The 21,049-nt window shown below is 53.0% G+C and carries 16 protein-coding genes; 7 read left to right on the forward strand and 9 right to left on the reverse strand.

What is annotated here, in order from left to right:
- Window positions 1-153 precede the first annotated feature (153 nt).
- Entirely contained in the window at window positions 154-2,814 is a 2,661-nt protein-coding gene (locus CVU71_07910) for an aldehyde dehydrogenase (protein ID PKN19421.1), read from the forward strand.
- Window positions 2,815-2,900: 86 nt separating this feature from the next.
- Here CVU71_07910 and CVU71_07915 read toward each other — a convergent pair whose 3' ends face one another.
- The 6 genes from CVU71_07915 to CVU71_07940 form a co-directional block, all read right to left on the reverse strand.
- The gene (locus CVU71_07915) at window positions 2,901-3,230 is read right to left on the reverse strand and encodes an RNA methyltransferase (GenBank protein PKN19422.1); all 330 of its coding nucleotides are present in this window, start codon (window positions 3,228-3,230) and stop codon (window positions 2,901-2,903) included.
- 187 nt (window positions 3,231-3,417) lie between these two features.
- Entirely contained in the window at window positions 3,418-3,855 is a 438-nt protein-coding gene (locus tag CVU71_07920) for a hypothetical protein (protein PKN19423.1), read from the reverse strand.
- A 38-nt stretch (window positions 3,856-3,893) separates the two neighbouring features.
- Window positions 3,894-4,085, reverse strand: coding sequence for a hypothetical protein (locus CVU71_07925; GenBank protein PKN19424.1), 192 nt, complete (start codon window positions 4,083-4,085; stop codon window positions 3,894-3,896).
- Between the two features lie 305 nt (window positions 4,086-4,390).
- Window positions 4,391-6,253: an acyl-CoA dehydrogenase gene (locus CVU71_07930; protein ID PKN19425.1), complete on the reverse strand. Its 1,863-nt coding sequence runs from the start codon at window positions 6,251-6,253 to the stop codon at window positions 4,391-4,393.
- Between the two features lie 221 nt (window positions 6,254-6,474).
- Window positions 6,475-8,658: a CoA-binding protein gene (locus CVU71_07935; protein PKN19426.1), complete on the reverse strand. Its 2,184-nt coding sequence runs from the start codon at window positions 8,656-8,658 to the stop codon at window positions 6,475-6,477.
- A 1-nt stretch (window position 8,659) separates the two neighbouring features.
- Window positions 8,660-9,316 carry a hypothetical protein gene (locus CVU71_07940; protein ID PKN19427.1) on the reverse strand — a complete coding sequence of 219 codons (657 nt, stop codon included), beginning with the start codon at window positions 9,314-9,316 and terminating at the stop codon, window positions 8,660-8,662.
- A 378-nt stretch (window positions 9,317-9,694) separates the two neighbouring features.
- Here CVU71_07940 and CVU71_07945 point away from each other — a divergent pair, with 378 nt between their 5' ends.
- Window positions 9,695-10,138 (forward strand): NfeD family protein, encoded by a 444-nt coding sequence (locus CVU71_07945; GenBank protein PKN19428.1) that lies wholly within the window; start codon window positions 9,695-9,697, stop codon window positions 10,136-10,138.
- 20 nt (window positions 10,139-10,158) lie between these two features.
- On the forward strand, window positions 10,159-11,067 hold the full coding sequence (locus CVU71_07950) for a paraslipin (GenBank protein ID PKN19429.1): 909 nt from the start codon (window positions 10,159-10,161) through the stop codon (window positions 11,065-11,067).
- 108 nt (window positions 11,068-11,175) lie between these two features.
- Here CVU71_07950 and CVU71_07955 read toward each other — a convergent pair whose 3' ends face one another.
- From CVU71_07955 to CVU71_07965, 3 genes are all read right to left on the reverse strand, one after another.
- Entirely contained in the window at window positions 11,176-12,216 is a 1,041-nt protein-coding gene (locus tag CVU71_07955) for an epoxyqueuosine reductase (GenBank protein ID PKN19430.1), read from the reverse strand.
- Between the two features lie 5 nt (window positions 12,217-12,221).
- Complete coding sequence (locus CVU71_07960) at window positions 12,222-12,593, reverse strand: hypothetical protein (GenBank protein ID PKN19431.1); 372 nt, start codon at window positions 12,591-12,593, stop codon at window positions 12,222-12,224.
- A 61-nt stretch (window positions 12,594-12,654) separates the two neighbouring features.
- Complete coding sequence (locus tag CVU71_07965) at window positions 12,655-13,479, reverse strand: ferridoxin (protein PKN19432.1); 825 nt, start codon at window positions 13,477-13,479, stop codon at window positions 12,655-12,657.
- 170 nt (window positions 13,480-13,649) lie between these two features.
- Between CVU71_07965 and CVU71_07970 the strand changes: the two genes are divergently transcribed.
- The 4 genes from CVU71_07970 (at window position 13,650) to CVU71_07985 (ending at window position 20,995) form a co-directional block, all read left to right on the forward strand.
- A complete protein-coding gene (locus CVU71_07970; protein ID PKN19433.1) occupies window positions 13,650-16,037 on the forward strand; it encodes a helicase in 2,388 nt (795 codons plus the stop codon).
- Between the two features lie 69 nt (window positions 16,038-16,106).
- Complete coding sequence (locus CVU71_07975) at window positions 16,107-17,438, forward strand: hypothetical protein (GenBank protein PKN19434.1); 1,332 nt, start codon at window positions 16,107-16,109, stop codon at window positions 17,436-17,438.
- A 180-nt stretch (window positions 17,439-17,618) separates the two neighbouring features.
- The gene (locus CVU71_07980; GenBank protein ID PKN19435.1) at window positions 17,619-18,164 is read left to right on the forward strand and encodes a hypothetical protein; all 546 of its coding nucleotides are present in this window, start codon (window positions 17,619-17,621) and stop codon (window positions 18,162-18,164) included.
- A 170-nt stretch (window positions 18,165-18,334) separates the two neighbouring features.
- Window positions 18,335-20,995 carry a hypothetical protein gene (locus tag CVU71_07985; GenBank protein PKN19436.1) on the forward strand — a complete coding sequence of 887 codons (2,661 nt, stop codon included), beginning with the start codon at window positions 18,335-18,337 and terminating at the stop codon, window positions 20,993-20,995.
- Window positions 20,996-21,049 lie beyond the last annotated feature (54 nt).

Genomic DNA, 21,049 nt, shown 5'->3' on the forward strand with positions numbered 1-21,049 from the left:
CTTAATATTGACAGTCATTTTATGGCAACGTATACAGCCATACTGATCATGGATAGTCAAGAAAATATCCGTTTGAGACTGAGCAGATTTCATTTGTTGTCGCCGACGGATGCTGACCAATGGAAAATCAATTGAAACAAGGGAGGGTTGGAAATGGATCATTACAAACTGTTTATTGACGGGGAATTTGTCGAAGCGGCCAGCGGAGAGGTCTTTGAAACGATTGATCCGGGAACAGGTGCTCCTTTTGCCACAGTGGCCAAGGCGGGCCGGGCGGATGTAGAGGCGGCGATTGCCGCGGCAAGAAGGTCTTTTGACAGCGGCATCTGGAGCAATCTCAGTCCCGCTGCCCGGGCGGACAAAATCTATGATTTTGCCGACCAGGTCGCCCAGCAGGCCCTGCGCCTGGCCGTAACGGAATCCCAGGATGCCGGGCACGTCATCAAACTCTCCAAGTTCTGGGGCATGCTCGGTTCCGGAATGCTCCGCAACCTGGGCTATTATGCCAGCCGTGATTTCCCCTGGCAGGAGGAGATTCCCTATTCCGGCAATGTCTTCGCCCCGGGCCGGGAGTGGATCCGCCGTGAACCCATCGGCGTCTGCGTGGGCATCGTCCCCTGGAATTTCCCCGCCAGCATGGCCTTCTGGAAGATCGGCCTCGCGATCATTATGGGCAACAGCATTGTCCTGAAACCGGCAACCTCCACGCCCCTCACGGCGCTGATCATCGCCGAGGCGGCCAAGGCAGCAGGCATTCCCAAGGGCGTCATCAACGTTCTCCCCGGTCCCGGCGGGTCGCTGGGCAAGTTCCTTTGCACGCATCCCGATGTTGACAAAATAGCCATTACGGGCAGCACGGAGGTCGGACGGGAAATTATGAAAATGGCGTCTGATTCGGTAAAGAAAGTCACTTTGGAGCTGGGTGGAAAGTCGGCTAACATCATCCTTGATGACGCCGATATCGATCTGGCGGTCAACGGCGCCTGCTTCGGCACCTTCTTCCATCAGGGACAGGTCTGCGAATCGGGAACCCGTGTGCTGGTCCCGGCAAAGATCTATGATGAGTTTGTCGAAAAGATGAAAAAGAGAGCGGAACAAATCCGGGTGGGCTACCAGTTGATGCCCGACAGCCACATGGGGCCGCTGGCCAATGCCGCGCAGTTGGCAACCGTGGAAAGCTACGTCAAACTGGGGCAGGAAGAAGGCGCCATGCTCCTGACCGGCGGGAAGCGTGTGGTGATGCCGGGTCTGGAAGGCGGATACTATTATGCCCCCACCATTTTTACCGATGTCAAGAATTCCATGCGCATCGCCCAGGAAGAAATCTTTGGACCGGTCTGCTGCGTCATCAAATACGACAGCGATGAAGAAGCAGTGGCCATTGCCAACGATTCCGTTTACGGTCTGGGAGGCGGCGTCTTCTCCCGCAGCAATGCCCGGGCCGTTCGGGTAGCCGAAAAGATCCGGACAGGGACGGTCTGGATCAACAACTATCATATCTTCGCTGATTTCTGTCCGTTCGGCGGCTACAAACAATCCGGTGTGGGAAGAGAACTGGGGGCGGCGGGGCTCGCCGAATACACCCAGGTCAAGCGCATTCATGTGAATTCATTCCCCGCAGTGGAGAGCAACTTTACCATGTCCTGCCTCTCCGACCAAATCAAGCTGGCCTTCGTCCAGTATAACTGTCCGACCAACGTCATCTCCGGTCACGGAACGCTTTCCGCCATCTACAAAGAGATGGTTAACCTTGGCTGCAAGCGGGCCATGATCATGACGGATCCGGGCGTCAAGCAGGCGGGGCTTGCTCAGAAGGTTCAGGATGCCCTGGTGGAATTCTGCGTGGGTGTTTTCGACGATATCGCCCAGGATACGGATCTGGAAATAGTGGATGCCGCAACAGCCATGGCGCGTGAACTCAAAGCGGATTGTATCGTCAGCGTCGGCGGCGGGAGTGTCATTGATACGGCCAAAGCGGTTTGTGTAACCCTGAAAAACGGCGGCAAGTGCAATGATCACATTGCTCTGAACCGCCTCCAGGGGCCGCAGACGCCGCATATCGTCATTCCCACCACCTCGGGAACAGGAAGTGAAGTAACAAACATCGCGGTCATCAAGAGCAAGCAGGCCGGAAGGAAGGTCTTCCTGGCCGATCCCCGGATTATCCCCAATACAGCGATCCTCGATCCCCAGTTCACACTGACTCTGCCTCCGGGACTGACGGTAACAACCGCCATGGACGCCATGACCCATGCCGTGGAAGCCCTGACGAGCATCATGGCCCAGCCCATCTGTGACGGACAAGCGCTTCAGGCCATCCGCCTGATCCGGGAGAATCTGCCAAAGGTTGTGGCCAACCCCAAAGACGAAACGGCCAGAAACAAGCTTCAGATTGCCGCCACCATGGCCGGCTGGGCATTCACCATTGCCCAGGTCGGGCTGGCTCACGGCATGGCCCATACCATGGGAATTCTCTATAATGTCCCTCACGGCGCGGCCTGCGGTATCGTCCTGCCCGCAGTCATGCGCTACAATATCGACTTCGCCGCCGAAAAGCTTACGATGGTCGCTCAGGCGATGGGGGTCAACACCGCCGGGATGGATGATAAAGCGGCAGCAGGTGCAGCGGCGGATGCCATTGAGAAGCTGATGAAAGAGACGGGCCACCCCCTGCGGCTGCGCGACGTCAAAGTGCCCGAAGACGGCCTGGACATGGCCGCCTTCCATGCCATCTGTGATACGGCAACCCTCTTCAACGCTCGACCCGTTTCAGACCCCGGTGAGGTAGCGGCACTGTATAAGCAGGTGTACTAAAGAAGGAGAACAGGCTGTAGCCATCAAGTATAGGGAACGGTTGTCCGGAATGTGCGGACAACCGTTCCTTTGTTTGTGTATGTAACTTACTTCGGCGGCAGGCTCCGTACGAAAGATACGGATCTTTCCAGCCAATCCCTGAGATCGTCGTCATCGTCCAGGGCTTCGGCTAAAACCATCACCCAGCCGGTCAGCGCTTTGCCGGTCAGATCAAACTTTCTGGCATGAGGCATCTTGAGCATCTCTTTGTATTTGTCTGCGCCGACGCGGACAATCAGGTCATCCTTGATAATGCCGCAAACCATGTTGCCGAAAAGCAAAAAGCACAATCCACCGAACATTTTCTTCTCGTCAAATCCCGGCTCTTCCTCCAATATCTCCCGGACTCTCTGCGCCAGACCGCTATCGTATGCCATCACTCACCTTCCCCGCGGCTTCTAAAATTTAACTATTGAATGCTGATAAAAACATGATGAGAGCCGCCAACTGTTTTATTTTCTGCAATGTCGAAAAAATTCCCATATGCGGAAAACAAGGACACCTGACGAAATCAGGAAGTAAACAAGTCAACTTTGTCTGGAATAAACCAGGATTCCTTTGCTTTTAATTCGGACAAAAACCATGCGACCACTCGCCGATGCCGTTCCCTTTTTTGCAGATTTTTACAGACACGTTATTGGAGCAGGATATGCCGCCCTGCATCGAATCCTGATAATCCGTTCCCGTACACGTCCGTCCCTTGATGCGCGTAAAATAACTCGACCCCCAGGCTGTTACCTGGCAGCGCCCATCGATATAGGAAATCGGGTTCGCTCCGTTATTTCCCGAATGCCAGGCATAGCTGCCCCCTCTGGTAATCTCGAATTCCTGGAAATTGGCCTTGCTGTCATAAGCGATGATCTTGCATTTAGAGTATTCCACATCCGCGGGAAAGGTGACAATCCAGTCGAAAGCGGAAGCATGGGAAGCGGCCAGAAATATGAAGAAAAAAAGAGAAAGGATCAAAGGACTTTTTTTGAAGCAGGAAATTGCTGTTGACATCAGGTGCCTCCTTAAATTTATTGTTGGACTGAGGTTTTTCATGCCACTGCCTGTTTCTTTTTATAAACATTCAACCCCACCTTGATTTCATCCTTCTCCGGAATGGAAATATTGCCTTCCGTTGAAGCAATAATGATGGTCTTTCCCGATGCCGACGGACCGAACTCTTTGGCGATATCAACCTTGATCGTCAGAATATTGCCTTCCAGTTTCATATCTATGTTTTTCATTTCTTCCTCCTTATGTGTTAAAAAAACCGTATCATTCCGATTTTTTAACAGCCATATTGATCTTTTTCTTTCTGGTGTTTTTTCTGATATTACTTTACCTGGACACCAATGCACGCATAGAACGACGCCTGATAAAGTATTCCCCGTGTTAATAAATATTTATTCGTAAATTGCCGGTCATCTTACAACTTTGAAGAATCATTGCAAGAAAAAATCTAAACACGGCCTGATATGAACACCTAAAAGAAAAAGGGGTTGCAAAATTCGCAACCCCTTTTGATTAATGATTAGAATTCAAATCTGGACTAGACGGTGAATCCCAGATCCGTCATTTCAATGGCACTCTTGTCGCCGTCTTTGATGGCCTGGCAGCGCGCTTTGACGGTGGTCAGGTTTTCGTTGGCGAAGAATTTAGCCGACGCAACCTTGCCCGCATAGAAGGCCGCATCCGGATCTTCTCTCTGGAGACCCTTCTGCTTGCCGATGGTGGTGAGGCCTTTTGCTTCATACATGGCGTTCAGTTTTTCTTGAGCAATGCAGCCCGCGTCGAGCAGGAAGTAGCCGACAGCCACATCGCCCATGATTTCCAGGAACTTGCAGGCGTTGTAAATAGGCGCCAGGAAATCGCCTGCTTTGCCGGCGTTGGCGAAGAACATGGTCACATCAAACAGTGCGTTGGAAGCTTCTTCCAGATAAGCAGCGGTTTTAGCAAATTCCGGAATGGCTTTGGCCTTGGCAATGCCCTTCCCGATCAATCCGGCCATATTCATGACATTTGCGCCTTTGCGCTGGCCGAGTTTGCGGCCTACCAGGTCAAGCGCCTGAATGCCGTTGGTGCCTTCATAAATGGTGGCGATTTTTTCGTCGCGGGTGAACTGTTCCACCGGATATTCGGAGCAGTAGCCGTAGCCGCCGTAAACGTCCATCGCCATCGAACAGATGAGGAAACCTTTATCCGTGCAATAGGCTTTCATGATCGGGGTGAGAAGTTCAATATAGCCTTCCCAGTCCGCTTTCTCCTGTTCCGTTTTGGAAATCTTGCTCATATCCATGCAGTACGCGATAAAGATCATCATGGAGCGCATGCCTTCGACATGGGATTTCATCCACATCAGCTTTTTGCGGATATCAGGATGGCTGATGATGGAAACGGCTTTGGCGGCCGGATTCTTCATTTCCCAGACAGGAACACTCTGAATACGTTCTTTGGCATAAGCCACCGCGTGCTGGAATGCCGCCGAACCCAGACAGACGCCCTGCATACCGATACCCAGACGGGCTTCGTTCATCATCATGAACATGACCTTCATGCCGGAGCGTTCTTCACCGAGCAGTTCACCGATGCACTGTCCGTCTTCACCGAAATTCAGCGTGGAGGTTGCCGACCCTTTAATGCCCATTTTGTGCTCGATACCGCCGCACTTTACATCATTGGGTTCGCCAAGGGATCCGTCGTCATTGACGCGGATTTTAGGAACGATAAAAATGGAGATGCCTTTGGTGCCGGCCGGATCGCCTTCAATGCGGGCCAGAACGGGATGAATGATGTTGGGGACCAGATCATTTTCACCGGAAGAAATGAATATTTTGGTGCCGGTGATGAGGAATTTCCCATCGGGAAGACGCTTGGCGGTGGTTTTTAAAGCGCCGACGTCAGAGCCTGCGCCCGGTTCGGTCAGGCACATCGTGCCTCCCCATTCGCCGGCAAACATTTTCATCATGTATTTCTGTTTCTGTTCATCGGTGCCGTAAGTATTGATCATGTTGGCGGCGCCGTGGGTCAGTCCGCCGTACATACCGAAAGCGTAGTTGGCGGCGCTCATCATTTCATAGCAGGCCCAGCCGGCCATGTGGGGAAGCCCCTGACCGCCGACATCGGGAGAATCCATCGGGTTGATCCAGCCGGCTTCTCTGTATATCTTCCACGCTTCATGGAAGCATTTGGGAACGTTGACGACACCGTTTTTATATGTACAACCTTCGTGATCGCTGTCCTTGAGAGTCGGGAAGATGACGTTGACAGCCATCTTTTCGGCTTCATTCAAAATCATCAGAATATCATCTTTGGAATACCCTCCGTATTCTTCAGACGCAAAAATTTTGTCCATCCCGTATTGCTCAAAAATTGCAAACTGCTGATCGCGAGTGTTTACCAATAAATTGCCCATAATTAACTCCCTTCTTTTATGTTTTGATATTTCAAACGATTAAATCGTCCGTTTACTCTGCTGATCCCAAGCTTAAAGAGGTATTGCAGCACTAGCTGAGTACTCCAGTACGATGACTATAATTCCAATCGTGACCGAAAGTCAATAAAAATAATAAAAAATGAGCCATGCCGGCATTTCTTTTTCATCCCGGGAAACAAGATGGATGCTACAGAACGATTCTATTTGTTATCACGCTGATATTCATAATATTCTGCTATTTTAGCCAGCGCAGAGACCGCCTTGGGAAGGCCTTCGTAAACCGGAATACCGGCCGACATCAAAATGTTTTCGAAGACGGGAATCCATTTCCTGATTTCACCGGAAGGTTCATATTGACGCCAGACCACAACCATAGGCTTTCCATGAATATATTTTCTCCCTTCAGTTGCCAGGTAAGAGGCAATGGTCTCAATATAAGCGCCTCCCGGCGCCTTGTTGAACAGCCAGTCAAAGGGAACGGAAATGATGAAATTATCAATTTCGCCGCTTTTTGCAACAAGATCGAGCACTTCATTCATCAAAGGCAAATTGACAAAGGCGATGGCCGCGTCAATCGGATTGCGGATCATGGCCCCGGCGGGTGGGATCAGTTTTCTCAATTTGCGGGTCAGGGCTTCGGAAAGAGCGGGAAGCGTCAGGTTTGCCCTGGCACAACTGTCCGCGACAGAGACGCCGATGCCTCCGCCGAAGCCAAGGACGGCCGTTTTCCTCCCGCGGATTTTTCCCAGACGATGAAACGCCTGAGCAACATCAGCCATTTCTTCCAGAGAGTCTACCTGTGTGGCGCCCGTTTGCCGGAAAAAAGCCTTCCATATCTTCTCTCCGCCGGCCAGAGAACCGGTATGCGAAGCCACCGCCCGGGCTCCCGAATCCGTCAGACCGCTCTTATAGATGATCACGGGCTTCCGGCGGTTGATTTTCGTTACGATATCGCGCAGAAGCTGTCCGTCTTTTACACCTTCGAGATACATGGTGATGATTTCAGTTTCTTCATCACGAGCGAGATAATCCAGGAAATCAGTGCTGTCCAGGACCAGCGCATTGCCGTAGCTGACGGACTTGCTGAAATGAATTTTATAATGATCGGTCAGATAATTTGAAAAATCCTGGGCATTGCCACCACTCTGGCTGATCAGGGAAACAGGTCCGCTCTCCGCAGATGCGGTTTCCCAGGTCAGCATCCTGTTTTTTGGAACGTAGAAGCCCATGCAATTCGGCCCGATCACGTGCAGTCCGCCCTCGCGGGCAATCGTTTCAATTTCCTGCTGCAGCCGGATGCCTTCCTCTTCACCCGTTTCCTTGAAGCCGGAACTGAAAATATGAATATTCTTGTTACCGGTGGCGATACATTCTTTCAGAATCTCCGCAACGCGCGGCCCGGGAATGGAGATAATGACCAGGTCAACCGGTTCCGGGAGCGATGTCAGGTTGGGATACGCCTTTAAACCGTCGATTTCATCCAGTTTCGGATTGACGGGATACAGCCTTCCCTGATAACCGAAATTTCTCATGCAACCAAACATCCCGGAAAATCCACTTGCCTCAGGACGGGTGGCGCCCACCACGGCAACGGATTTTGCATGGGTCATTGCATCGAGGGCTGAACGAATTTCAGCGGACCGCTTGCGCATCGCGCCTTCGTTATAACTTCTCGCGGCAGGTGCAGTCTCACCGTCATCAAGCACAACCAGAGCGTCCACGGCATGGACGCGACCATCCGGCATAATGATCAGGGGGTTGATGTCCACTTCTTTTATTTCCGGATGCTCCATCCCCAGCCGGGACAGCCCTGAAAGCACCCGCAGCAACTGCTCCCGGTCCGCAGGCGCTTCACCCCGGAAATTCTCCAGAAGCTTGACGGCTTTTATCTCACCTGGCATGGCCCGCGCCTGGATCTCATTTACCGGGGCGATGCGAAAGGTCACATCACTTAAGGCTTCCGTGAACACACCGCCCAGACCAAACATGACCACCGGCCCGAACTGGGCATCGCGGAACAGCCCGGCGACGAATTCCCGGTTGCCCTGAATAAAAAGTGAAATCAGGCAGCCCTCCCAGTCCGCACCTGCGGACTTTCTGATGGCGCGGAAAGCCTCGCGGACCTCTTTAGCGGATTTAAGATTGGTTTTCACCAGCCCCCGTTCGGTTTTGTGCGTAAGTTTTGCGCCGTGGCCTTTCGCAACCACGGGAAACCCCATTTTTCGGGCCTCCGAAACGGCATCATTCACATTGAGGACAATCCTGTCTTTAACAACCGGCACACCATAACACTCCAGCAGCTTTTTGGATTCCGCCTCGGTCATGGACAACCGCCCTTCCGCTCTCACCCGCTTGATCAGTCTGTCTGTGTTCATCGCTGTCATTTTATCTTTCCTCAGTTTTTATAGTCATTGCCTCCGCGATCAGCCTTTCGGCCAGACGGAGTGTATTTTCTGTCAGGCGTTTCGTCTTGCGATCATAAAACTTGGCATCTTCCAGTTGAATAATACCGACCAGCGAACCCCAGATCACATCGGCCATTTCGTAGACATTCACCTTTTTTATGTAACCCATCTCCATGCCGCGAGTCAGTAATTTCCTGCAGATGATAAAGTTGGTGCGCCCCTGATCATTCAAAGCGCTGCGGACTTCCGGCCTTAATTCGCCCATCAGTCCCTGCTGCTGAAACAGCTGCATGATCCGGAAGGTCGAAGGCAATATTTCGTAGGCATGATAAAAAGCATTGAAAATTGCCGTGATCAGACTGGTTCCGTTACCGATTTTCCCTGTCAGAAGATTGTTTTCGACTTTTAACAGTTGTTGCCGGATATCATCAACCAATGGCAGCATCAGTGTAAAAAAGAGATCGTCTTTAGCCTTGAAATAAAGGTAGATGGTGGGCTTGGTGACTTCGGCGGCAAGCGCGATCTCATCCATGGTCGCCTTCAAATAGCCCTTGGATGTAAAGACCTTTTTGGCGGCGTCCAGAATGCTCTGAATCCGTAAGGCTTTTTCCCGGTCGCGCCGAAGCTGACAGACCATTTTGTGTTGATCCTGTGGAATCACTCGCTAAACTCCCCGGACAGTCAGATGCCTTTCGCTGATCACGTATGGTTAAATACATTTTACTGACGGTAATGTAGTTACCAAAAGGAAAGGCAATTGTCAATAGGCGCAAAACACCGGGAAAAATAATATTTTATTGACTCTCAGCATGATTCTTCCTATACTTCCTTCCGCTTAGGGGCCGTTAAAAAATAATTGTTACATTTCCATCCATTTTCATTACGGCCCCTTATGCCGGTTATGAATTAAAATGTTACAGTTATTATTGAACAACGGCTTAAACGGATTATCCTGTTAAATATCTACCTGAAAACGGCGGGACGTAAAATTTAAGCCCGCAGAAAGGCAGGGGACATGCTTGATTGGTCTTTTTCACCCAGCCTGGTCTGGGCAGTAATTGGTCTGCTTCTTCTGATCGCAGAATTAGCGACGGTCAGTTTTATCCTGTGCTTTATCGGTCTTGGCGCGCTGATCGTTGCGTTCACCACCTGGATCGGCGTCACATCATCTTTCAGCAGCCAGTTGATTGTCTTTTCGGCATCATCGCTGCTGCTGCTCCTTCTGTTGCGCAAAACGGCAAAAAAACTCTTTGCAGGAAATGCCGACTTACCACCGGATTATGCGGGACAAAAGGTGGAAGTGGTCAAACCGATACCGGCAGGCAGCGAAGGAACCATTCGATACCGCGGCTCGGACTGGATTGCCTTTTCCGACGCGCCCCAGACCATTCCCGCAGGCGCTTTCGTCCAAATTGAAGCCATTGAAGGCATTCGCGTCAAGGTCAAACCTATTGCTTAATATTAAAAGGAGGAAAAATCATGGAAGTTGTTCTGATTGTATTAGCGTTACTGGCCGTGATTATTATTGCCAAGGGAGTTTGCATCGTCCCGCAGCAAAGCGCTTACGTCATTGAGCGACTGGGGAAATTCGACCGGGTGCTCAACGCCGGCATCAGCTATATTATTCCTTTCATTGACCGGAAGGCATACGTGCATACGCTTAAAGAACAGGCCATGGATATTCCCGAACAGATATGCATCACACGCGATAACGTCCAGGTCGGCGTAGACGGCGTCATCTTTATTCAGGTCTTTGATCCGCAAATGGCGTCTTACGGCATCAGCAATTATCTGTTCTCTATTACCCAGCTTGCCCAGACGACAATGAGAAGCGAAGTCGGCAAGATCGATCTGGATAAAACCTTCGAAGAACGAACCACCATTAATTCAGCTATTGTCTCGGCAATCAATGACGCGTCCAGAACGTGGGGTGTTAAAATCCTGCGCTACGAAATCAAAAACATCCGGCCTCCGGAGAATGTTCTGAACGCCATGGAAAAACAAATGCAGGCCGAACGGGAAAAACGTGCGGTTATTCTGCAATCGGAAGGTGAAAAGCAGTCGGCGGTCAACGTGGCTGAAGGCCAGAAGCAGAAAGTCGTGCTGGAATCGGAAGCGGTGCGTCAAAAGCAGATCAATGAGGCGAACGGCCAGGCGGAGGCCATCCGGGCGATCGCCGACGCGACGGCGGACGGTTTGAAAGCGGTGGCGGGCGCGGTGCAGGCGCAGGGCGGCATGGAAGCGGTGCAACTGCGCGTAGCGGAAAAACTGGTCGAGCAATTCGGCCATCTGGCCAAACAGGGAAACACGCTGATTCTGCCGGCCAACTTCGGGGACGTTTCATCCTTAATCGCTACAGCCATGAGCGTGGTCAAGCAGACAAAATAAGAGGTTCAAAGTTCAAAGTTCAAGTCTGAAGGCTGAAGTGCGGCAAACCATCCGTGCTTCAGCCTTTCATTCATGTAGAATATTGAACTGGGGAAAACAAATACCTGCTTACGGCCGGCCTGATTCAATCCGTTCCAATGCCCAGATGCACATGGATTGAACCCGTTTGTCGGGATTTTCCTTCAAGGCGCGTTTCAGGTCTGCAAGATAGGCGGGATCCAAGCTGTTGCCCATTGCGCGTGCTGCGTTCATCTGCCAGCGCCAGAGCTGATCAGCGGACATGTAAAACATGTGCGGCCGGATTTTCTCTTCAAAGTAAGCTTTGTCCATATGCAGCAGGCAGGAAAGGTCAAAGGCATCAGCCTTTGCCCCGACGCGGGGATTGGTGGGTTTTGCTTCCGTTATCCAGGGCTCATTGCGTGGACAGACATTCTGGCAGCGGTCGCAACCATAGACATACAGTCCCATCGGTTCGCGAAGTGAAAGCGGTGTCAGGCCCTCGCCATAATAGGTCAGATACGAGATGCATTTCTGCGGATCAATTTTCCCGCCGCCTTTGAGGGCACGGGTCGGACAAGCCGCTATACAGGCGCTGCGGCACCAGTCCGGACAGCCGATGCCGATGGTCGGTTCATCGGGGCGGAATTCCGCATCGACCACAAGGGCGATGGGAGAAACAAAGGAACTGCCCCGGGCCTTGCGGCCGGAATAGAAAAAGCAGTTTTTACCGAGTGTCCCCAGTCCGGCGCGCGCCGCGGCCAGCCGATGCGGCAGATTGAAGGGCACTTTGGATTCAATGTTGTTCGATTGAAGAAACTTCCGGAACGCTTTCACTTTTAAGGCCAGTCCGTCCTTGGTCATCCGGTCGTCGTCGAGATAGCATCGCCCGAAGTGCCGTTCCATTTGCCGAGGGAAAGATTCTTCAAAATATGAGGACAGCAGGACAATAATGGATTTTGCCCGGGGAAGAATGTTTTTTGGATCGCATCCGGCAAGCAGTTTGATACCTTTCTGACTCGCCCAGTCGTATTCCTTCTGATGGGCCAGCAGATAGTCCTGCTGAGAGGCAAACGGCGAAGCGTCCGTAAAACCGATATCGGCAAACCCCAGGCGTTCAGCTTCCGCGATGATGTCTTCTTTGGTCAGCATCGGTTTTACCCCTGCTGTTCCAGAAATTTCCTGCGAAACGTCAGAGGATCCCGAATGGCGGCAAACGGCTCTCTGGTGCTGCCCGTACCCATAATGATGACTGTTCCATATCCCAGAATGCGCCCCAGGATACTCTGGTTGACATTGATGGATTCAATCTTGGAAAGATTCATTTCAAAGGTATTGCGGGAAATAAATCCGGTCTTGATCATCAGGCGTTTATTGGTGATGGCAAACTCGCTCGTAAAATAAGCGATGAGCGGAGCAATAAATAATGTCAGAATGCCTTTTAAAGACACGAAAGTAATCCAGTGTAATTTTGTTTCATAAACGACCTGCTCGCCGGTAATCAGGTTATCCGCGACGTAACTGCCCATTGCTGTTTTCTCCCTTGCTGGTTTAGCCCGCTCCTTGAATAGATTGAATATTTTTGCGAAATCAACGCCATGTAATCAGCGCCTCATTGCGCAGGGGTACCCGGTGATAGCTGTATTGCGGATATCCCAGCATCACGGCTCCGTAACATTGGTGGCCGGCAGGTATTTTTAATGCCTTGATCAGGGGCTCGTGCAGACCGGCTGCTCCTGTAAAATAACCGGCCCAGCAGGTTCCCAATCCTCTGGTATAAGCATAGAGTTCCAGATAGGCCAGGGCAATCGCGCAGTCCGCTTCGGGGAAAGACAAATCAGAGGGGCTGTGCACCACAATCAAGTGCGGCGCCCCCCGCATGATACGGTCCCGCCCATTGTCCCAGGCGTTGACCACGCGCTGAAAACGCCTGACCGCCGGCTCGTCCGTGGTCACAGGAATCATCATTTTCATAAAATCAATCACCATTGCCGCCAGCTGATGTATTTCATCAGGATTTTGAAAGACCATCCAATGAACCTGCTGCTTGTTGCTGCCGGTCGGCGCGTAGCGCGCCGTATCGATCAGCTCGGCAAGAATTTTATGGGAAACGGGTGTTTTTTTATACTGACGAATGGAACGCCGGGCCAGCAGAAGATGCTTCAATTGAGCCGCCTGGGGAAGAAGGTCTCTTTTAATCGGCGGGCAGGAGGCAAGCGGCATGGTGGCAAGCGCTATCGCCCCGTGAGGACAGACCGCCACGCAGTGTCCGCAATTAATGCAGAATTCTTCACCATTGGCAAGGAGTGACGGGAACGATTTCTTATCAGCCTGGATAATAATCTGCGCAGGACATTCCGCCGCACAGATACCGTCACGCTTACACTTTTTCGGATCAATGGAAAAAAGCGACATGGCAACTCCCCTTTCCTCAAAGGTTTGAATACATCAGACGCAGTGCGCCAACCGGATCATTGATAAACCATTAATATAATTATTGCAATGACTTTCTGCCAATCTGATTGTTGTGATATTTTGTTTTTTATTTATAATGCAAATCCGGATTGAAAAAGGTAAGAAATATTATGGCTAAACTGACTTTGGATGAATGGATCGCCCGCCTGAAGAAAAACAAAAGCTTCAAGTCCAACGCGGCGGCGATTATCGACATTCCCGCAAAAGCAGGGGAATGGGAAGACTACCCCGCGTGGGTCAATCCCCGGTTGCTTTCCGTATTGCAGGCGCGCGGCATGGAGAAACTCTATAAGCATCAGGCACAGGCCGTACGCTTTATCCGTAGCGGCCAGGATGTGGTGCTGGTCACCCCGACGGCCAGCGGCAAAACCCTTTGTTACAATCTGCCTGTTCTGCAGAGTATTCTCGATGAACCGGAAACCCGCGCTCTGTATCTTTTTCCCACCAAGGCACTGGCTCAGGATCAGATGCATGAAATTCACAGTCTGATCACCGATCTCGCGGCCGACATCAAGACCTTTACCTATGACGGAGACACGCCGGATGACGCGCGCCAGGCCATTCGCAGGCAGGGGCACATTGTGGTCACCAATCCCGACATGCTGCATGCGGGGATTCTGCCGCATCACACCAAATGGCAGAAACTTTTCATGAATTTGAAATACATCGTCATCGACGAACTGCATATTTACCGCGGAATTTTCGGTTCGCACTTTGCCAACGTCATCCGCAGGCTCGTCCGGATCTGCCGTTTCTACGGCGCCAATCCCGTGTTTGTCTGCTGTTCGGCGACGGTAGCCAACCCGCGCGAACACGCGGAAAAAATTCTGGAACGCCAGGTGGCGCTCCTCGACAAAAGCGGCGCGCCCACGGCGGCCAAAACATTTGTCTTATATAATCCGCCCATCGTCAACCGCGAACTGGGCATAAGGCAGAGCGCCATGACGCCGGCGCGCAAGATCGCATCCGACCTCATCGACAACCATATTCAGACCATTGTCTTTGCCACCAGCCGCCTCAATGTCGAAATACTGACCAAATACTTGAAGGATAAATTTGTAAAAACAAAACCTCTGGACGATCACTTTGTCACCGGCTACCGCGGCGGCTATCTGCCCAATCTGCGCCGGGAGATTGAAAGCGGCCTGCGTTCACGCGAGGTGATGGGCGTGATCAGCACCAATGCCCTGGAGCTGGGCATTGATATCGGCAATCTGGAAGCCTGTATCATGGCGGGCTATCCGGGATCGATTGCCAGCACGTGGCAGCAGGCGGGGCGCGCAGGCCGTCGCACGGGACGGTCTCTGGCGATCCTCATTGCCAGGAGCAATCCGCTTGATCAGTTCATTATGGAAAATCCCGATTATTTCTTTGCGCTTTCCCCCGAACATTGCCGCATCAATCCCGACAACCTACTCATCCTGCTGCACCATATTAAAAGCGCGGCGTTTGAGCTGCCCTTTGAAAAAGGAGAAAAATTCGGCGGCGAAAACCTGGAAGAGTTTCTGGAGTATCTGGAAGAAAAAGGCGTGCTGCATCGTACCTCCGACCGCTGGCACTGGGCAGCGGAAAGCTATCCGGCGGATGAAGTGAGCCTGCGGGCGATCAATCCGGAAAATGTGGTCGTGGTGGATGTAAGCGACGCAGGCAACCACAAAGTCATAGCCGAGGTCGACTGGGACAGCGCCTTCACCGCCGTACATGATGAAGCCATTTATATGCTGGCCTCCGAGCAGTATCATGTGGACAAGCTCGATCTGGAGCGCAAGAAAGCCTACGTCCGGAAAGTCGATGCCGATTACTACACCGACGCCATGACCTACACCAATGTGCGGGTCATCGACTCTTTTGAAAATCATACCGAAGCAGGCGCCATCGTGGAGCATGGCGAAGTACAGGTGGTGCGCAAAGTTGTGGGCTATAAAAAAATCAAATTCTACACGTCGGAGAATCTGGGCTACGGCGATGTGAATCTGCCGGAAAAAGACATGCACACCACAAGCTACTGGTTCACCATTCCGCGGGACCAATTGCGCAAACTGGAATTCACCCCTGCGGAAATTATTGACGGCCTGTCGGCGCTGGCTTATACCCTGCAACACCTGTCGGCCATGTTTCTGATGGCGGACACGCACGACATTGACCGGTCGCTGGGGGATAAAAGCGGTGAGTGGTTTGTGAGCCAGGGGAAAACCGGACGGGTGATCACATCGTTTAATGCCGGCCGTCCGGAAATGACGGATAACAAAACCGGCGCGCGCATTGATGAATTCGATCCGACGATTTTCATCTTTGATGCCTATCCGGGCGGCATCGGCTTTTCCGAACTGCTCTACCGCGAACACGCCAATCTGCTTCTGGCCGCCGGAAGTCTGATTGAAAAATGTCCCTGCGCCTATGGCTGCCCGTCGTGCGTCGGCCCGACGCTGGAAGTCGGCAAAACTGCCAAAGAAATCGTCCCGAAGATTATTGAGCTGTTGTTACCGGTTAAGAGGTAAGGCGTCAGTGGTGAGAAAAAAAGACTATGTCACTTCGAACGAACGCGAGAAGTCTTGAAAAGCTGCCCTATGAAATCGATTGATAAATTAAAACGTCTGACCGGCGAAGATGTTGCGCCGCCCAAGAAAGATCCGGCACAGACCGCTCCTGGATCATCAGAGCGGCAATCGCAGCTGGATGACCTGCGCCGCAGGATTGACAGCGTTGTCACCCGCGCGGCGGCGCGAGGCAAAGCGGCGCAGGATGAAGCTCGGGCGCGCGGCAATCGGGAACTGATCGATATTTTGGAAGGTTCGGAAATCGAAAATGAACATGGCCGTTTTTTTCTGGTCAGTGACGTGGTGCGAGACAGCAGCCGTCACGGCCACCGTAACATTCGCGAGGCGTTTGATTTTGACATGTCCGCGGCAGCCATGCTGGCCAACAATCCTTTAATCAGCGGATACGACTCATCGGACGCCCTGTTTCTGGATACGGAAACCACGGGTCTGGCCGGCGGTACCGGCACCATGGCTTTTCTCATCGGTCTGGGCTGGTTCGAGGAAGGCCATTTTCAGGTTCGGCAGATCCTGGCCCGTGATTTTGGCGAAGAGAAAGCGGCTCTGACCTATCTGAAAGAGGTTTCCGCACGAAAGAAATTCCTGGTCACCTTCAACGGCAAGGCCTTCGATGTCAACCTGCTCTCCACCCGCTTCATCATGAACAGGATGCCAAGCGACCTGGCGGGCCTGCCTCACCTGGATTTACTGCATCCGTCGCGCCGGATTCTCGGACACCGTCTGGAAAACTGCCGCCTGGTCACACTCGAAGAGCAAGTCCTCGGCGTCCACCGTGAAGGGGATATCCCCGGATGGGAAATTCCGCAGCGCTACTTCGACTGGCTGCGTAAACGGGATCCCCGTTTGCTTTCCAACATCTTTGAACACAACCGTCTGGACGTGATTTCCATGGCGACACTCACCGCCCATCTGGTGGAAATTCTAAACGCCCAGGCTCTGGCTCAGCATCCGCACGCCGACGACTACCTTGCTGCGGCCCGCCTGCATCTGAAGCACGCGAATGCTTCAGGCGCGCAGAAAATATTGAACATCTTTCAGGAGGACACCTGTCCCGAATTTTCTCTTCAGTCGAATAAGAAGCTGGCCCAATTATACAAACGTACCGGGAGAATAGATGAAGCAGCACGCCTCTGGCAGCAGATGTGCTCCTGTGAGCCTGTCGAATTTTACGCCGTTTCAGAGCTGGCCAAATACCTGGAACACCGCGAAAGGGATTATCATCAGGCTAAAGCCCTTATTGAAAACGCACTGACGGATAACCATAATTTTTCAGAAGATGAAAGAAACTCTCTGTCGCATCGTTTGCAACGCTTGAACGCAAAGCTGATGAACCCCCGGTAATCTCTTCTCATTATACTTGCACTTATTCCCCGTCTCCTATATGAAACCAGGGCCTGAAAGGCAATATAGTGACTATCGGAAAGAGCTATAAGCCTGCTCGACAGACAATAGTCAAAAAGGCTGCAATCCGAGCAAACTCACCATATTTTCAACAATACATTCTTTTTAAAAGGAGTTAACATGTTTCGTCAGGTAATGTTGGCGATTATCGTAGTTTCTGCGTTGTCGGCAGCTGCGTACGCTCAGCAGGCAACTGAGCGGCCTCCCGGCAGTGCGCCTGCCCAGGCAGCGGTTCAGGCAACAACCAGCGTAGTCACCCAGGCCGCAGTGCAGAAAGGCGTATTCAACTGCGCCGGACGCATCAACCAGGTCGTCAATTTTCTTGGCTTCACCGAGCAGGCCGGAGCCGTGCTGATGATTCCGCCCGCGCAGCCCGACTCGCGGCTGATTCCGCTGGCCATGGAAATTCCTGTCGAGGGAGGGGTTGCCTACGTTTCCGCCAGCTTCGCCCCCAATCAGGCCAATGGCTGCGGCGCGACATACGATTCCGTCGTTTACTGGCCGCAATCATGCGCTAAAGTTAAAGAAAATCAGTTTAAAACGCTGAAAGAGACCGGAAAGATAAGAAAAGCAATTGCCATCCTGGATGGCGGGGAAGGGATCAAGATTTTTCTGATGCCGGCAGGCATTGGCTGTGTATCTATCAAGAAGGACGTGGTGCAGTAGGCGCCTATCCATGCCCCCTCGGGCGAGATTCTTTCGGAACATTTCTTTACGGGAATCCCCCGAGAAGCCGTATGAAGCAAGACGGCTCTCCACTTAATAATCCGCTCCCGGTTGTTTAATGAACCCGGACCGCCTCACCAGAGCCCGGGCAGGAAGGTGATTCAGAGAGAATGATCATTTTAAAAAAGGCTTTCCTGAGATGCATGATGGCGATCCTGGCTTTGTCGATTGGACTCGTCTTTGCGCCGTTGGTTGCCGCGGGTGATCTGGTCATTTCCCGCGCCACGCTGGAAGATGCGACCGGCACCCTGACGATCGCCGATGTGGCAGGGCGTGAGTTTACGCCGACCGGACCCACGCTGTCCACGGGCTTCACGCATTCCGTGCACTGGCTGCGCCTGCGGGTGAAGGCGCCTGCCAAAGGCAGCGAGGTCGTGCTGTTCATTCGCCAGCCCTGGCTCAACGAAGTCCGTTTGTATGAGGCCGATGCAGGCGCTCCGCAGGGGTGGAAAACCCGCGCAACGGGAATCAACCATCCATACAAGGAGCGGGATCGCGCCACAAGTACCCTGGGGTTTGTCGTCCATATCACGGGCCCTGAGGCGACCTACTATGTTCGCCTCAATAGCTACCCCCCGTCACAGTTGAGTGTAGCAGCCCTGGAACCGGACGAGGCGGAGCGGCTGGACCACCGGGTGGATTTGCTGGCGGTCCTTTTAGTGACCCCCATGCTGTTGCTGCTGCTCTGGGCGCTCCACTGCTATTATCTGGACCGGCTGCCGATCCTGGGCCTCTTTGCCATTTATCAAGCCGTGTACACCCTTTACGGCATCACCATTTCCGGCTATTTGGCCCCCTTAGTTCCGGCAGCCATTCCTCAACTGACGGCCTGGATCGGCACTGTCAGCTACTGCGGCGTCAACTTCACCACCGTGCTTTTCTGCCGGGCGTTGTTCAAACCCTATGAGCCGCAGCCTTTACTGATGCGCGGTCTCAACCTGTTCCTGCTGGCCTTTCCCCTGCAACTGGCGGCAATGGCCCTGGGGTACGCCTCCATTGCCATGATTGCCAACGGCCTGTTGTTCAGGATTATCTGGCCGTATTTTGTCATCATGGCCTTTACCCTCCACAGGGAACAGTTGCCGAGCCGGCGTGTGCTGCAAATCTTCTTTGCCGCGATGACGCTGGTTTTATACCTGTTCTGGATTTTCAGCAGCGGCGGTCAGGCAAGCGCAACCAGCACCATGGGCCGGCAGCTGTTGATCGCCAATGGACTGATCGTCGGCGGCTTTTTTGCCATGATCTTGAACGCTCGTTCGCGCCGGCTGGTGCTGGAGGCGCAGCAGTCCGCAATCGAGCTTAAGGCCAGATCCGAATTTCTCGCTCTGGTCAGCCATGAGATCCGGACCCCCCTTAACGCCCTGGTCGGATTCAGCACCCTGGCCCGCCAGGCAACGGACCCCCTGAAACTTGGCCAGTATCACGCCATCCTTGAACAATCGTCGCGCTCACTTCTGGATCTGGTCAACAATATCCTGGACATGAGTAAGATTGAGGCAGGGAGGATGGAGATGGAAACCGTGCCGTTCAACCTGCGACAACTTGTCACGGGTCTGGAAGAGCCGTACAGAACGCTTGCAGGCCAGAAAAATCTGACCTTTGAAATCGTTATCGCGGAAAATGTGCCGGTCTGGGTTCTCGGGGATCCGGTCCGACTGCGTCAGATTCTCGTCAATCTGTTGTCCAATGCCGTCAAGTTTACCCAAAGCGGTTCGGTCACCTGCACCGTCTGCTTGTCCGGTCCCGCCGTCGCCGGAAATCCGCTGGTCCGCTTTGAGGTCCGGGATACCGGTATCGGCATTCCGGAAAATAACCGCGCCCAACTCTTCCAGCCCTTCCGCCAGCTGGATCCGACGATCAGCCGTACCTTCGGCGGCACCGGCCTGGGGCTCGCCATCGTCCGGAGTCTGACGGAATTGATGAAGGGCAACATCACCTTGGACAGCCGGGAAGGAATCGGCTCCTGCTTCACCATTGAATTGCCGCTTCACGAAACCCAGGCAGCGCCGGATGACCCTGCTCCGGCCAAGGTCATGGCAATGACTCCCGGATCAATCCTGGTGGTTGAAGACAACACCTATAACCTCCGTCTGCTGGAGGATATCCTGACGGCCTGCGGGCATCAGGTGACCCTGGCGGAAAGCGGCTTCCAGGCCCTTCAGCTGACGCAACAGCGGCGATTCAGCATGATCCTGATGGACATCCGTATGCCCGGAATCGACGGCATCGAAGTGGCCCGGCAGATCCGGCTCCGGGAACAGAAATTATCGGAACCGCCCGTACCGATTGTCGCCATCACGGCAGATACCGATGCCGCCACCCGGGAGACCTGCCTGAATGCCGGCATCAACGCGGTGCTGACCAAACCGGTCATCCCCGAGCAGTTGGCCAGAGTCATCGCCGCATACGGCGGACCGGCCCTGACCGCGTCATGCGGAAAGGAACCGCTGCTGAACATGAAGACCTGCGGCGATCTGGGCGACAATCCTGGGCGCGTCCGCCAATACCGCGCGATGCTGCTTGGGGATATTGATGAGGAACTGCTTTGTCTGCAAACCGCCCTGGAATGTGACAATCGCCTGGAGCTTGCCCGGGCTGCCCACACCCTGAAAGGACTGTGCGGATATCTGGCAAACCGGGAACCGGCCGATCTGGCAGCCTGGCTGCAGCAAAATGCCCGGGCTGCCCGCCCGGAACAGCTGCGGTCGGTGATAAAACATTTACAGACCGTCATGAAGGATGCCTCCCCTTCCGACAAGGGAGAGGATTGACGGATCCGGCCTTACAGGATATGGATAAGACATAAGGAACGTTAAGTCACGGGT

Source organism: Deltaproteobacteria bacterium HGW-Deltaproteobacteria-6, assembly GCA_002840435.1.
Classification (GTDB): domain Bacteria; phylum Desulfobacterota; class Syntrophia; order Syntrophales; family Smithellaceae; genus UBA8904.

Coding starts and splice junctions, on each gene's coding strand:
- CVU71_07910 (PKN19421.1), top strand. CDS start 154: ATGGATCATTACAAACTGTTTATTGACGGGGAATTTGTCGAAGCGGCC.
- CVU71_07915 (PKN19422.1), bottom strand. CDS start 3,230: ATGGCATACGATAGCGGTCTGGCGCAGAGAGTCCGGGAGATATTGGAG.
- CVU71_07920 (PKN19423.1), bottom strand. CDS start 3,855: ATGTCAACAGCAATTTCCTGCTTCAAAAAAAGTCCTTTGATCCTTTCT.
- CVU71_07925 (PKN19424.1), bottom strand. CDS start 4,085: ATGAAAAACATAGATATGAAACTGGAAGGCAATATTCTGACGATCAAG.
- CVU71_07930 (PKN19425.1), bottom strand. CDS start 6,253: ATGGGCAATTTATTGGTAAACACTCGCGATCAGCAGTTTGCAATTTTT.
- CVU71_07935 (PKN19426.1), bottom strand. CDS start 8,658: ATGACAGCGATGAACACAGACAGACTGATCAAGCGGGTGAGAGCGGAA.
- CVU71_07940 (PKN19427.1), bottom strand. CDS start 9,316: ATGGTCTGTCAGCTTCGGCGCGACCGGGAAAAAGCCTTACGGATTCAG.
- CVU71_07945 (PKN19428.1), top strand. CDS start 9,695: ATGCTTGATTGGTCTTTTTCACCCAGCCTGGTCTGGGCAGTAATTGGT.
- CVU71_07950 (PKN19429.1), top strand. CDS start 10,159: ATGGAAGTTGTTCTGATTGTATTAGCGTTACTGGCCGTGATTATTATT.
- CVU71_07955 (PKN19430.1), bottom strand. CDS start 12,216: ATGCTGACCAAAGAAGACATCATCGCGGAAGCTGAACGCCTGGGGTTT.
- CVU71_07960 (PKN19431.1), bottom strand. CDS start 12,593: ATGGGCAGTTACGTCGCGGATAACCTGATTACCGGCGAGCAGGTCGTT.
- CVU71_07965 (PKN19432.1), bottom strand. CDS start 13,479: ATGTCGCTTTTTTCCATTGATCCGAAAAAGTGTAAGCGTGACGGTATC.
- CVU71_07970 (PKN19433.1), top strand. CDS start 13,650: ATGGCTAAACTGACTTTGGATGAATGGATCGCCCGCCTGAAGAAAAAC.
- CVU71_07975 (PKN19434.1), top strand. CDS start 16,107: ATGAAATCGATTGATAAATTAAAACGTCTGACCGGCGAAGATGTTGCG.
- CVU71_07980 (PKN19435.1), top strand. CDS start 17,619: ATGTTTCGTCAGGTAATGTTGGCGATTATCGTAGTTTCTGCGTTGTCG.
- CVU71_07985 (PKN19436.1), top strand. CDS start 18,335: ATGATCATTTTAAAAAAGGCTTTCCTGAGATGCATGATGGCGATCCTG.